General features: G+C 62.2%; 10 protein-coding genes and 2 tRNA genes. All 12 read right to left on the bottom strand.

All coding sequences use genetic code 11. From position 1 onward, the window contains the following. Positions 1-105: 105 nt before the first annotated feature. The 12 genes from QK290_RS17510 to dnaA all read right to left on the bottom strand — a co-directional run bounded on the left by QK290_RS17510 (position 106) and on the right by dnaA (position 13,294). A complete protein-coding gene (locus tag QK290_RS17510; RefSeq protein ID WP_282331924.1) occupies positions 106-969 on the bottom strand; it encodes a DMT family transporter in 864 nt (287 codons plus the stop codon). A 70-nt stretch (positions 970-1,039) separates the two neighbouring features. After that, a tRNA-Ala gene (locus QK290_RS17505) sits at positions 1,040-1,115 on the bottom strand. A gap of 72 nt (positions 1,116-1,187) precedes the next feature. Further along, positions 1,188-1,304 carry a DLW-39 family protein gene (locus QK290_RS17500; protein WP_210412373.1) on the bottom strand — a complete coding sequence of 39 codons (117 nt, stop codon included), beginning with the start codon at positions 1,302-1,304 and terminating at the stop codon, positions 1,188-1,190. A gap of 69 nt (positions 1,305-1,373) precedes the next feature. Beyond that, a tRNA-Ile gene (locus QK290_RS17495) sits at positions 1,374-1,447 on the bottom strand. Between the two features lie 99 nt (positions 1,448-1,546). Beyond that, on the bottom strand, positions 1,547-2,218 hold the full coding sequence (locus tag QK290_RS17490) for a DUF3566 domain-containing protein (RefSeq protein ID WP_282331921.1): 672 nt from the start codon (positions 2,216-2,218) through the stop codon (positions 1,547-1,549). After that, positions 2,215-4,893: a DNA gyrase subunit A gene (gene gyrA, locus QK290_RS17485; RefSeq protein WP_282331920.1), complete on the bottom strand. Its 2,679-nt coding sequence runs from the start codon at positions 4,891-4,893 to the stop codon at positions 2,215-2,217. The genes QK290_RS17490 and gyrA overlap by 4 nt, the downstream gene beginning before the upstream one ends. Before the next feature lie 58 nt (positions 4,894-4,951). Then, positions 4,952-7,042 (bottom strand): DNA topoisomerase (ATP-hydrolyzing) subunit B, encoded by a 2,091-nt coding sequence (gyrB, locus tag QK290_RS17480; RefSeq protein ID WP_282331919.1) that lies wholly within the window; start codon positions 7,040-7,042, stop codon positions 4,952-4,954. Positions 7,043-7,416: 374 nt separating this feature from the next. Continuing rightward, on the bottom strand, positions 7,417-7,974 hold the full coding sequence (locus tag QK290_RS17475) for a DciA family protein (RefSeq protein WP_282331918.1): 558 nt from the start codon (positions 7,972-7,974) through the stop codon (positions 7,417-7,419). Further along, positions 7,967-9,169, bottom strand: a complete 1,203-nt coding sequence (recF, locus tag QK290_RS17470) for a DNA replication/repair protein RecF (protein ID WP_282331917.1) — start codon at positions 9,167-9,169, stop codon at positions 7,967-7,969. The genes QK290_RS17475 and recF overlap by 8 nt, the downstream gene beginning before the upstream one ends. A gap of 45 nt (positions 9,170-9,214) precedes the next feature. Continuing rightward, positions 9,215-10,099, bottom strand: coding sequence for a phosphogluconate dehydrogenase (NAD(+)-dependent, decarboxylating) (gene gnd / locus QK290_RS17465; protein ID WP_282331916.1), 885 nt, complete (start codon positions 10,097-10,099; stop codon positions 9,215-9,217). 120 nt (positions 10,100-10,219) lie between these two features. Continuing rightward, positions 10,220-11,344 (bottom strand): DNA polymerase III subunit beta, encoded by a 1,125-nt coding sequence (dnaN, locus tag QK290_RS17460; RefSeq protein WP_282331915.1) that lies wholly within the window; start codon positions 11,342-11,344, stop codon positions 10,220-10,222. A 528-nt stretch (positions 11,345-11,872) separates the two neighbouring features. Continuing rightward, positions 11,873-13,294, bottom strand: coding sequence for a chromosomal replication initiator protein DnaA (dnaA, locus tag QK290_RS17455; protein WP_185262049.1), 1,422 nt, complete (start codon positions 13,292-13,294; stop codon positions 11,873-11,875). Between the last annotated feature and the right edge of the window lie 297 nt (positions 13,295-13,591).

Below are 13,591 nucleotides of genomic sequence, written 5' to 3'. Positions count from 1 at the left end.
ACCGAATAAATCCTCGCGTTAATTATATAACAAATACGGGAAAACTAACAGGTGCCGGACAATGAAAAGCCCGAGTTTGCAAGGTTCAGCTAACGGGTGACCATCTCAGGTCAGGAGTCCTGGAACCACGACGGCGAGGCCCGCCAGGATGAGCCCCAGCCCGCCGTAGGTTCCGGCCGGCAGGGTCTCGTGCAGGAAAACCGCGGCCAGCACGGCTGCGCCGGGGATTTCCAGCAGGATGATCATCGACACCAGCAGCGGGCTCATAGTGGCCAGCAGGTGATTGAAGGCGGTGTGGCCCACCAGTTGGGCACACACGGTGATCGCCAGGATCCCCACCCAGCCAACGGCGTCGAACCCCACCAGCGGCTGGCCGCTGAAGAGCGCCAGGACCGCCACAATAGCCGCGCACATCCCATAGCAGAGCGTGGTGTACGTTCCCGTGGTCATGGTCTGGCGGGCCTTGCCGCCGGCGAGCGTGTAGAGGCCGGCCAGGGCTCCGCCAGCGACGGCCAGCAGGTCACCCAGGAGCGCGTCAGGCGAGGACCCCATGTCGAACCCGGTGATGGTGACAACGCCACCAAAGGCGATCCCGAGCCCTGCCAGCACCTGCCAGCGGTGCCTGGTACCGCGGAACAGCTGGAAGACCGCGATCCACGCCGACTGCAGGCAGACCAGGGCGGTGGCGGCCGCCACCGAGGTGAGCTGGAGGGACGTGATGAAGCAGGCAAAGTGCAGGGCCAGGGCGACGGCGGCCAGCAGCGCCCAGCGGAACTCAGGACCGGTGATCCGGCCGAACTGCCGGGGTTCGCTGACCAGGGTGGGGGTGGCCATCACTGCCGCCCCGATGGCATTGCGCCAGAAGGCGATGGCGAGGGCGCTGACGGTGGTGGCCCCGAGGGTCGCGGCGATCAACGGCCCGGACGAAGCTACGCCCAGGACCCCGAGGGTCGCAAGAAGGAGGTTCACCGTTCAACCCTACTGTTCTGTGTGAACGAAAAAGTCCCGGACAGCTTTTCAGCTGTCCGGGACTTCCTTATGGTGGAGGCACGGGGACTCGAACCCCGAACCCCCTGCTTGCAAAGCAGGTGCGCTACCAATTGCGCCATGCCCCCATAAGAAGCAACCCGTCAATCATACCCTAGAACCGGGGAGCATTTTGCAAGCTCCCGATCCCGGAATCCGGCCTATTCGACCTTGTCGGTCGACTGGCTCCAGACTGTTTTCCGGGCCTCGGATTCCTGTGCTTTCCTGTAGAGCAGGACGCCTGCGATTGCAGCTGCAAGTACCAGCAACTTCTTCACATGCTCCCCTTTCCGGTCCCGCTTGCCGTGAAGCAACCCAAACCTTCCTTCGAACCTGCACAGGTTCCGTGGGCGTACCAGGACTTGAACCTGGGACCTCTTCGTTATCAGCGAAGCGCTCTAACCGCCTGAGCTATACGCCCCGATGCCTCATCGGGCCGAGACATGACTTTACAGCACATCCCGGCCCGATCTCAAATCGAGGCATTTCGCCGGAGAATTTCCGGTGAAAATATGGGTTTTCAGTCGTCCGTAAGGGTAACGCCGATGCCGCCAACGAGCGTTGCGGAGATGTTGTAAAGGACCGCTGAGAGCATGGACAGCGCCGTTAGCAGGACAACGTTCACCACGGCGATGATCGTGGCAAAAGAAGCCACCTGGCCCAGGGATGCGACCTTCTTCAGTTCAAACCCGCCGCCCTCGGAACCTGCCAGGGTGCCCAGGAGGCTGTCCACCTGGTCAAAGATTCCGGTGAGGTCCAGGACCGTCCAGAGGACGATCGCGGCCACGACAGTGACGATTCCCAGCGCCACCGACAGGAGGAATGCCATCTTCAGGACCGACCAGGGATCCACCTTGCTCACCAGCAGCCGTGCACGCCTGACCTTGGCCTTGGGTGCAGGTTTGACCAGGCCGGACTGTCCCTGCGGAGACCTGCCCGCCACTGGGCGCTGGCTGGTCTGTGCTCCCGGATCCCTGCCCTGCCCGGCACGCTGGCCGTTCTGGCCTGCCGGAACCCTATCCTGCGCAGGGCGCTGGGCAGGAACGGCGGGACGCTGGCCCGGCGCGCCGGCAGGGGCCGCTGGGCGCTGCTGCGGACGGACCGGGTTGTTCACCCGTGGTGCGGCCGCGGGCGGCGGCGTGCCGCCGGGGACATTGCTGCTCGGTTTGGGATATGAGTCGGGATTACTCACTCGTTACCTCCGGTGTAGTCTTCGTTCGGCTCAGCGTCGCCGGAGGCGTGCTCTGACTCAACATCCGGTGATGTTTCTGCTGTTGATGCTGACCCTGCGGATCCTTCGGCGGACCCGGCCTCTTCAGCCAACGTTACGTCATCGTCCGCGGATTCTTCGCCCTCGAGGCCGCGTTCGCTGTTCCTGGCCACCTCAATGATGCGGTCATTCTTGTCCGGTTTCGCGAAGATAACGCCCATGGTGTCGCGGCCCTTGGCAGGTACGCCGGCCACCGATGAACGGACAACCTTGCCGCCTTCCATGACCACTAGGACTTCGTCCTCTTCCTGGACAATCAGGGCACCTACGAGGTGGCCCCGCTCCTCCTGGTACTTGCCCACCTTGATGCCGAGGCCGCCGCGGCCTTGCAAGCGGTATTCTTCCACCGCGGTGCGTTTGGCGTACCCGCCCTCAGTGACGACAAAGACAAAGGATCCGTCCGTGACGACGTCGGCCGCCAGTAGTTCATCGTCCTCGCGGAACTTCATCCCGGTGACACCGGACGTGGCCCGGCCCATGGGACGCAAGGCATCGTCGGTGGCGGTGAAGCGGATGGACTGTCCCATGCGGGACACCAGCATGAGGTCATCCGTTTCGGAGACCAGTTGGGCGGATACCAGTTCGTCCTCGTCGCGCAGGTTGATCGCGATGACGCCGGCGGAACGGTTGGTGTCGTAGTCCTCCAGGCGGGTCTTCTTGACCAGTCCGCGTTTGGTGGCCAGCACCAGGTAAGGGGCCTGCTGGTAGTCCCTGATGTCCAGGACCTGGGCGATGTGTTCGTCCGGCTGGAAAGCCATCAGGTTGGCAACGTGCTGGCCCTTGGCATCACGGCCGGCCTCCACCAGTTCATAGGCCTTTGCCCGGTATACCCGGCCGAGGTTGGTGAAGAACAGGAGCCAGTGGTGCGTGGTAGTCACGAAGAAGTGCTCCACTACGTCGTCACCTCGGAGCTGGGCGCCCTTGATGCCCTTGCCGCCGCGCTGCTGCGACCGGTAATTGTCGCTGCGTGTGCGCTTGACGTAACCGCCGCGGGTGATGGTGACAACCATTTCCTCTTCGGGGATCAGGTCCTCCATGGACATATCCCCGTCGAAGCCCATCAGGATCTTGGTCCGGCGGTCATCGCCGTGCTTGGCCACGATCTCGCCCAACTCGGTGCTGATGATGTCGCGCTGGCGTTCCTCGGAGGCAAGGATCGAGTTGTACTCGGCGATCAGGGCCTCGAGTTCAGAATGGCGGTCCTGGATTTTCTGGCGTTCCAGGGCTGCAAGGCGGCGCAACTGCATATCCAGGATGGCCCGGGCCTGAAGTTCGTCGATGTCCAGCAGCTGCATCAGTCCGTCGCGCGCGGCTTCGGTGGTGTTGGACGCACGGATGAGTGCAATGACTTCGTCCAGGGCATCCAAGGCCTTCAGGAGGGCACGCAGGATGTGCGCCTCTTCTTCGGCCTTGCGCAGGCGGTAGCGGGTGCGGCGCGCAATGACGTCCAACTGGTGCGTTACCCAGTGGCGGATGAAGGCGTCCAGGCTCAGCGTGCGCGGAACCCCGTCCACGATCGCCAGCATGTTGGCGGAGAAGTTGCTCTGCAGGTCAGTGTGCTTGTAGAGGTTGTTCAGCACCACCTTGGCAACGGCGTCGCGCTTGAGCACAATGACCAGCCGTTGGCCGGTGCGGCCGGAGGTCTCGTCGCGGAGGTCCGCAATGCCGGAGATCTTCCCGTCCTTGACCAGTTCGGCGATCTTAATGGCCAGATTGTCCGGGTTGGCCTGGTACGGCAGTTCGGTGACAACCAGGCACGTCCGGCCCTGGAGTTCCTCGACGTTGACCACGGCGCGCATGGTGACGGATCCGCGGCCCGTCCGGTACGCGTCCTCAATGCCCCTGTGGCCGAGAATGGTGGCGCCGGTCGGGAAATCGGGTCCCTTAATACGGAGCAGCAGCTCTTCGAGCAGTTCTTCGCGGCTGGCCGTCGGGTTGGCCAGGTACCACTGGACGCCGTCAGCGACTTCGCGGAGGTTGTGCGGCGGAATATTGGTGGCCATGCCCACGGCAATGCCGGAGGAGCCGTTGACCAGCAGGTTGGGGAAACGTGCCGGCAGGATGGTGGGTTCCTGGTTTTTGCCGTCGTAGTTGTCCTGGAAGTCGACGGTTTCCTCGTCGATGTCCCGGACCATCTCCATGGCCAGCTGGGACATTTTCGTTTCGGTGTATCGCGGGGCAGCTGCACCGTCATTGCCAGGCGAACCGAAGTTGCCCTGGCCCAAGGCCAGCGGGTAGCGCATGGTCCAATCCTGGATCAGGCGGACCAGCGCATCGTAGATCGCGGTGTCGCCGTGGGGATGGTACTGACCCATGACCTCGCCCACCACACGGGCGCATTTGTTGAAGGACCGTTCCGGCCGGTAGCCGCCATCAAACATCGCGTACAGCACGCGGCGGTGCACGGGTTTGAGGCCATCGCGCACGTCGGGAAGGGCGCGGCCCACAATAACGGCCATGGCGTAGTCCAGGTACGAGCGCTGCATTTCCGTCTGCAGGTCCACCTGCTCCACACGGTCAACCAGCACATCGCCTTCAAAAACGGCTTCCGGAAGATCCGCAGCTTCCGCCGGGTTCTCGGGTGTCTCGTCACTCATCGTTTATATTTTCCGTTTCAGGTATATGTCGGGTTGGAATATCTACTCGGTGAACCGGTCAGATATCCAGGAACCTGACGTCCTTGGCGTTCTGCTGGATGAAGTTTCGGCGGGACTCTACGTCTTCGCCCATCAGGGTGGAGAAGGTCTGGTCCGCTGCCAGGGCATCGTCCATGGTGACCTGCAGGAGAGTCCGGTGCTCCGGGTCCATGGTGGTGTCCCACAACTCGGTGTAGTCCATTTCGCCCAGGCCCTTGTAGCGCTGGATGCCGTTGTCCTTCGGAATACGGCGGCCGGCGGCCTGCCCGGACAGGAGCTTGGCATCGCGCTGCTTGTCGCTGAAGACGTAGTCGTGCGGCGCGTTGGACCACTTGATCCGGTACAGCGGGGGCTGCGCCAGGTACACGTAGCCGTTTTCGATCAGCGGGCGCATGTAGCGGAAAAGCAGTGTCATGAGCAGCGTGGTGATGTGCTGGCCGTCAACGTCAGCGTCGGCCATCAGCACGATCTTGTGGTAGCGGAGCTTACTGAGGTCGAAGTCCTCGCCGATGCCGGTGCCGAAGGCAGTGATCATGGACTGGACCTCGGTGTTGCCCAGGGCTTTGTCGAGCCGGGCCCGCTCCACGTTCAGGATCTTGCCACGCAGCGGCAGGATGGCCTGGGTTTCAGGATTGCGTCCGCGCTTGGCGGAACCACCGGCGGAGTCGCCCTCCACGATGTATACCTCGCAGCGGGCGGGATCCTTCGAGGAACAGTCGGACAGCTTGCCGGGCATCCCGAAGGACTCCAGCGGGCTCTTGCGGCGCGCATTGTCACGGGCCTTCCGGGCAGCCATCCGCGCCTGGGCCGCTGAAATGGCCTTGCGGATAACATCGCGGGCGGGGCCGGGGTTGCGTTCCAGCCAGTCGCCCAGGCCGTCGGTGACAACTCGCTGGACGAAACCCTTGACCTCGGAGTTGCCGAGCTTGGTCTTGGTCTGGCCCTCGAACTGCGGCTCGGCCAGCTTCACGGAGATGACCGCCGTAAGGCCTTCACGGATATCGTCACCGGTGAGGTTGTCGTCCTTTTCCTTGATGATGCTCTTCTCCCGCGCGTAGCGGTTGATGAGGGAGGTCATCGCGGCGCGGAATCCTTCTTCGTGGGTGCCGCCTTCGTGGGTGTTGATGGTGTTGGCATAAGTGTGGACGCTCTCGGAATACGCGTTGGTCCACTGCATCGCCATTTCCAGTGCGATGTGCCGTTCCGTGTCCTCGGTTTCGAAGGAAATGACGTCCTCGTGGACAACATCAACCTTTTTACCCGAGTTCAGGTGCTTCACATAGTCCAGCAGGCCGTCGTCGTACTGGTACACAACGGTGCGGTGTTCGGCGGTAACTTCACCTTCGGTAACGACAGCATCAAGGTCAAGGTCCTCATTGGCGTCCCCGTGCGACGCTGCGGTGCGCTCGTCCGTAAGGGTGATCCGCAGGCCCTTGTTCAGGAAGGCCATCTGCTGGAAGCGGGCGCGGAGCGTCTCGAAATCAAATTCCGTGGATTCGAAGATGCCGGCGTCAGGGTAAAAAGTCTGCGTGGTGCCGGTCGTCGCGGACTCTTCTCCCCGGACCAGACCTCCCTGGGGCTTGCCGCCGTCGGCGAACGACATCCTCCAGACATTGCCCTGCCGCCGGACTTCGGTGTCCACCCTGCTGGAGAGCGCGTTCACCACGGAAATACCCACGCCGTGGAGTCCGCCCGAGACTGCGTAACCGCCGCCGCCGAATTTGCCGCCGGCGTGCAGGATGGTCATAACAACTTCAACAGTGGGCTTATGCTCGGTGGGGTGCATGTCCACGGGGATTCCGCGGCCATCATCAACAACTTTGACGCCGCCGTCGGCCTGCAGGACTATTTCGATATGCGTGCAGTACCCGGCCAGCGCCTCATCAACAGAGTTGTCCACCACTTCATAGACCAGGTGATGCAGCCCACGCGGCCCGGTGGAACCGATGTACATGCCCGGGCGCTTCCGGACGGCTTCGAGGCCCTCAAGTACGGTGATGTCACTTGCGCCGTATTCCCGGGGTGTCACGGTCTCCGCCGGCGTATCAGGGGTAGGTACGTCCTCCGCTGCGCGTTCCACTGCCTGGGTATCTGTATTGTCGTTAGCCACAGGTGCTGTCGACTCCTCTTTTTCGATGATGGCCGGCGGCGGCCTTCCATGGGAAAGCATCCACCAACAGGCACAAGCTGATGGCGCTGACGGATACGTCGACGTGCGGGACCGAAGTCCGCCTGCGGAGAGCGTGCGGAAAACGGACTCAGTCAACGTTTCACCGGCGCCCAGTTATCTGCTGTGATTCTATCGTGAAATGAGCCGCAAACCCGCATTCCGGCAGGCGTCGCGGGACCCGGATATGCCTGTGCGAGGCCATTGACCCCGCCCTGGGCGCCCTTGAGGTCCCGCCTCCGGGTGACTATACGCTCCGTGGTCGTTAGACCGCCCTACACGCCGCCGGACGAATATTCAAGAGCCGACGGCGGCTGCTAGCCGTAGGTATCCCGCGGCCCGCGGCCGTTGACGGTACGTCCGCCCTTGCGCCAGGTGGGTGCCGCCGGTCCCAGCACCTGGATGCTGGTGACCACGCCATCGCCCAGTTCCGTGCGGAATTTCTCCAGCAGGCTGTTACTCAACAGCCGCAGCTGCGTGGACCAGGCCGTCGAGTCGCAGCGCACGTGAAGGGTGGTATCGGTGAAACTCTCCGGGGTGCAGTGCGCTGAAATCTCGGGGCCAACCAGCGTGGCCCACTCCGCCATGACCGACCCCACCGCTACCGGCGAGCTCCAGCCTCGTTCGGCCACGAGGCGTCCCACCACTTTGCCGAGCCCCAACGGATCCCGGCCGGTGGAGTGGAACTGGCGGAAACCCCGCGAATCCCGGATCCCACCCTTTGTCTTGGCGGCGCCGGCCTTCGGGGGTGCCTTACGACGGATTTCACCGCGCGATGCCGCAGCCTCCCGCATGCGGTTCAGCGCAGCCTGCGGGGCATCGATATTGTCAGGATCCCTGCCGGGCTGCAGCCCGCTCTTTTCATCCTTATTCATCGATTCCTCCCGGAATAACCTTCACCCGCCGGCCGGAGAGCTCCTCCGGGATATCGGCGTCGACGGCGGCGGTCACCAGGACCTGTTCCGCGCCGGAGACTATTGCCGCCAGCTTACGCCGCCGCTGCACATCCAGCTCGGCGAAAACGTCGTCGAGGATGAGAATTGGGGCAGACCCGCCAGTCCTGGCGTCATCGAGCATGACGTAGTACGAGGCAAGGCGAAGGGAGAGGCACATGGACCAGGTCTCGCCATGCGAGGCATATCCTTTGGCAGGCGCTTCGCCCAGGACCAGTTCCAGCTCATCCCGGTGCGGCCCCACCAAGGAGATTCCGCGTTCAAGTTCCTTGCGGCGGGATGCTGCAAAGGCCTGGACATAGCGTCCTGTGAGGTTCTCAACGGTGAGATCCCGCAGATTTTCGGCAGCAGCGGAACCATCCACCATCAAACTGCCGCCGGCACCCGGTGCTGCACCGCCGTCGTCGTCCATCAGGTTTTGCAGTGTGGACCGGTAGGCCGCGTTGGCCTCCTTGGAGCCATCCGTAAGCTGGGCATACGCCTTGGCCAGGTGCGGGCGCAGCAGTTCAACCAGTTCCAGCCGGGCGTGCAACAGTTCCGCGCCAGCCCGGGCCATGTGTTGATCCCAGACATCGAGCGTGGCCTCATGTCCGGCAGTGAACTTTCCGGCCCGGGCGGATTTGAGCAGGGCGTTGCGTTGCTTCAGGACACGGTCATAATCCGTCCGCGTCGCTGAATGTCGGGGCATAAGGCTGACCAGCAACTCATCGAGGAATCGGCGGCGGTTGGCCGGATCTCCCTTGATCAATGCCAGGTCCTCGGGGGCGAAAATCACGGTCTGGCAGATTCCGAGGAGGTCCCTGGCCCGGACTGGATTGCTGCGGTTGATGCGCCCCCGGTTGGCGCGGCTGGCGTTGATCTCAAGTTCCAGGACCGTGGTCTGTTCGCCCCGGACCAAGCGGGCACGGACCAGCGCGCGGTCCGTGCCGAACCGCAGCAGCGGGGCATCGGAACTCACCCGGTGCGAGCTGAGCGTGGCCAGGTACCCGATGGCTTCCATGAGGTTGGTTTTGCCGATGCCGTTTGCCCCGACGAGCACGGTGACACCCGGTTCGAGGGGTAGGTCAACCTGGGCGTAGCTGCGGAAGTCAGTGAGCGAAAGGTGTTCTAGGTACACGCGGTGTTCGACAATTCTCGGAACCGGCGGGTCCCGGGGTGGATGTTATTTGGCGGGGCGGGTGGTATGCCCGCCGAACTGGTGGCGCAACGCTGAAACCATCTTCATTGCCGGCGAGTTTTCTTCGCGGGAAGAAAAGCGCGCAAAAAGTGCAGCAGTGATGGCCGGTGCAGGAACAGCGTTGGCGATGGCTTCCTCAACGGTCCAGCGACCCTCACCCGAATCCTCGACGTAGTCATCGATGGATTCCAGTCCCGGGTCCTCCTCCAGCGCCTTGACCATGAGGTCCAGCAGCCAGGACCGGACCACGGTGCCCTTCTGCCAAGCGCGGAACGTAGCGGGTAAGTCGTCAATAATGTCCTTGGCGGCCAACAATTCGTAGCCTTCGGCGTAGGCCTGCATCAGGCCGTACTCGATGCCGTTATGGACCATCTTCGCGTAGTGTCCTGCACCGATTCCGCCGACGTGGACAAAGCTGTCCGCCCGCTCGCCTTCGGGACGCAGGACATCAAAAACCGGCAGTGCCCGTTCTATATCGGCGGCATCGCCGCCGGCCATTAGGCCGTACCCGTTTTTGAGACCCCACACTCCACCGGAAACACCGCAGTCGGCAAAACGGATGCCCTTCTCAGCCAGCGCGGCACCATGTTTCTGGTCTTCCGTGAAGCGGGAGTTGCCGCCGTCGATAACCAGGTCGCCGACGTCGAGCTTGTCCCCGAGCTCGGTGAGGACCGCATCGGTGATGTCGCCTGACGGAACCATGACCCAGATCAGCCGCGGGGCCGGAACGGCCGCAATCAGTGCATCCACGGAGGCAGCATCGGTAACCTCCGGGTTGCGATCAAAGCCGGTGACCTCGATGCCGCCCGCGCGCAGGCGTTCGCGCATGTTGAAACCCATCTTGCCAAGGCCGATCAGTCCAATGTGCACGGGAGTCTCTTTTCTGCGCGGGGTTGGCTATTGCTTTGGGGCCCAGAACGACAACAACTGCCTGGGCCCACTCCACCAGGGTTCCCTGGCCGAGCTTGCGAGGCGAGGGGGCGGTTGGGACTAGTTGGGGAGGCGTACTGGCATGACCAGGTAACGATAGTCGTCCTGGTCCTCACCGTCAGCGTCTGCCTGGGCCGTGATCATGGCGGGCTTGGGCGCAGTGGTGAAGGAGAATCTGACGTACTTCGTTTCAATGACGGCAAGGCCCTCCACCAGGTAGTGCGGGTTGAATGCGACGGTGATGTCATCACCGGAGAGCTGGGCTTCGAGCTCTTCGGAAGCCTGGGCATCTTCGCCGGTTCCGGCGTCCAGATGCAGCAGTCCTTGGGTGAAGGCGAGGCGAACGGGTGTGTTGCGTTCGGCCACCAGTGACACACGTCGGACGGCTTCCACAAGTTCCTGCGTTTGGACGGTTGCGTGAATCGGCGTGGAATCCGGGAAAAGCGAACGGATCTTGGGGTAATCGCCGTCGACGAGCAGAGACGTAGTGGTGCGGCCGCCGCTTTCGAAGCCGATCAGGCGGCTGTCATCGTCAGCAAGGGCAAGGTTGATGTCGCCGCCGCTGCCAAGGGTCTTGGCCACTTCGTTAAGGGTTTTTGCCTTGACCAGGGCACTGGTGGAAATTCCCGGTGTGGTGGGCTTCCACGGCACTTCGCGCATGGCCAGACGGTAGCGGTCAGTGGCCAGGAGCGTGATGAGGTCATCCTCGATCTCCATGCGGACGCCGGTGAGAATGGGGAGGGTGTCGTCCTTACTGGCCGCAATGATGACCTGGGACACGGCCTGGGCAAAAGCGTCACCCGGGACGGTACCGCTGATGGCGGGCAAGGCAGGCAGGGGCGGGTATTCAGCCTCGGGCATGGTGGCCAGGTGGAAGCTGCTGCGGCGGCAGGTCAGCGTGACTTTGCTGCCATCGGTTTCCACAACGACCGGGGCGGATGGAAGGCTTCGGCAAATGTCGGCCAGCAGGCGTCCGGAAACGAGAATGGTTCCCTCGGCGGTGATGTCCGCCGGAATTTCCAACCGTGCGGAGGTCTCGTAGTCAAAGCTCGAGAGGCTGACCGTGCCGGCTTCAGCCTTCAGGAGCAGGCCCGACAGCACTGGAACCGGCGGCCGCGGAGACAACGACCGGGCTGTCCAGGTGACGGCTTCTGCCAGGACGTCCCGTTCGACTCTGAACTTCACGGAAGGGTGCCGCCTTTCATTGCTGCTGCCTTGTTTGAACCGGAAACTCCCATAGGGAGCCCAAAATAGGGGCGCCCCAACACACGGAACCTGCATGGTTCTTCGATTGCTGAACCACTAAGAAACCCGAGGATGGGAGCGCTGCTGACAGCTTAGCCGGAAGAGGGGTGATTAACCCATCCCCGGACTGGACGACTGGGGTCCTAAGGCCCTCGGGCCTGCGACGGTTCGGAGTGCGGATCGAGGTTGTTATTTGAGGGAAATCAATTTCTTGGGATTAGTAGTGTTAATAACTGCTGTGGATACTGTGGATAACTCGATCAGGCCGCATGATCCAGCGGTCAAGGCCTGTTCATGGATTGTGGGCGAAGCGGGTTTTAAACAGGCTGTGGATGGGGATAACAATTTTTGGGTTTTGACTGATCCACAGGCGCCTTAAGGGTTTTAAGCCCATTAAGCGTGGTTTTCCCCTTAACTATCCACAGGGTTATCCACATGCACCTGTTAATAAGGTATAGAGGCGACAGCTCAGGAGTTGCGCTGCTGTTGCTTGATCCTGTTGGTGAGTTCGGTGACCTGGTTGTAGATCACACGACGCTCCGCCATCAGCTCACGGATCTTGCGGTCTGCGTGGATCACTGTGGTGTGGTCGCGGCCGCCGAGCTCCTGGCCGATCTTCGGCAAGGACATGTCCGTGAGTTCGCGGCACAGGTACATGGCGATCTGCCGGGCGGTCACCAGCGTGCGCGTCCGTGACTTGCTGCAGAGTTCTTCCATGCTGAGCTTGAAGTACTCGGCTGTCTGGATCAGGATCTGGCTCGATGTGATTTCCTGGGCACCGTCGTCGGTGATGAGGTCCTTCAGGACCATTTCGGCCAATGCCACATCGACCGGCTGGCGGTTCAGGCTGGCGAATGCAGTGACCCGGATCAGTGCGCCTTCGAGTTCGCGGATATTGCTGGAGATCTTGGAGGCGATGTATTCCAGGGCATCGTCCGGGGCGGAAAGGCCTTCACTGAGGGCCTTCTTTCGCAGGATGGCGATCCGGGTCTCGAGTTCGGGCGGCTGGATGTCGGTGAGCAGGCCCCACTCAAAGCGGGACTTCATCCGGTCCTCGAACCCTGCCAGCTGTTTGGGGGGCAGATCCGAGGTGATGACCACCTGTTTGTTGTTGTTGTGCAGTGAGTTGAACGTGTGGAAGAACTCCTCCAGCGTCCGGTCCTTGCCGGCCAGGAACTGGATGTCGTCGATCAGCAGCACGTCCACGTTGCGGTACGTGGTCTTGAAGCTGGCGCCTTCGTCGTCGCGGATGGAGTTGATGAAGTCGTTGGTGAACTCTTCCGAGTTCACGTACCGGACCCGGATTCCGCTGTACAGGCGGCGGGCGTAGTGGCCGATCGCATGTAGGAGGTGGGTCTTGCCCAGTCCGGAATCACCGTAGATGAACAGCGGGTTGTAGGCCTTGGCGGGCGCTTCGGCCACCGCCACGGCGGCTGCATGGGCAAAGCGGTTGGACGAGCCGATCACGAAGGTATCGAAGACGTATTTGGGGTTCAGACGGCCGAATTCGTGCGAAGTACTCGGCAGCATCGGCTGCGGCTTCTGCTCGATCAGCTGGTCTGGTGAGTAGGAAGGTTCGACGACGGGTTCCGGCTCTTTGTGGATCGGCACCAGGTCGGTGTCCACGTCGATTGCGCAGCGGATGTCCTCGGAAAAGACGTTGTGGAGGGCGTCATCCAAGGCGTCCTTGACCTGGGTCTGGAGGACTTCGCGGGTCAGTTCGTTGGGCACTGCCACCAGGAGTGTGGATCCGATCAGTCCTTGCGCCTGTGCCAGGATGACAAAGCCCCGCTGCCGTGGTGATACGCGGTCGTCCTGCTCAAGCAGGCTCACAACCCGACGCCAGGAACTTCCGACAGTATTGGCGTGGTTGGCTTCGTCTACTGTCATCAATCAGTTCCTCAAAACTTGCGTGCCTGCATTACGTGCAGCCCCAAGTTCCGAACCAGGACGCTGGTTCAGCTTCATCCACAGGGTTATGCACAGTCCGTGGATAATCGGCTACTGAGTCACTCTAGGGGATCAAAACGCCAGAAGATAGCTGGGAAGTAGCTTGTGGATAATTACACCGTTGTGGTTCGAATCAGCCCCTGTGAGCCACTTCATCCACAGGCTGTGGGGCCAGGTTAACCGGCTCTTCCGAATGCAGGGTGTAGCCGGGGTTGGCGCGCGTGACTTCCGAGGCCG

The sequence above is a fragment of the Pseudarthrobacter sp. AL07 genome, from assembly GCF_029960665.1.
Lineage (GTDB): Bacteria > Actinomycetota > Actinomycetes > Actinomycetales > Micrococcaceae > Arthrobacter.
The sequence above is the reverse complement of the archived record's forward strand: the minus strand, read 5'-3'. Positions and strand labels throughout refer to the sequence as shown.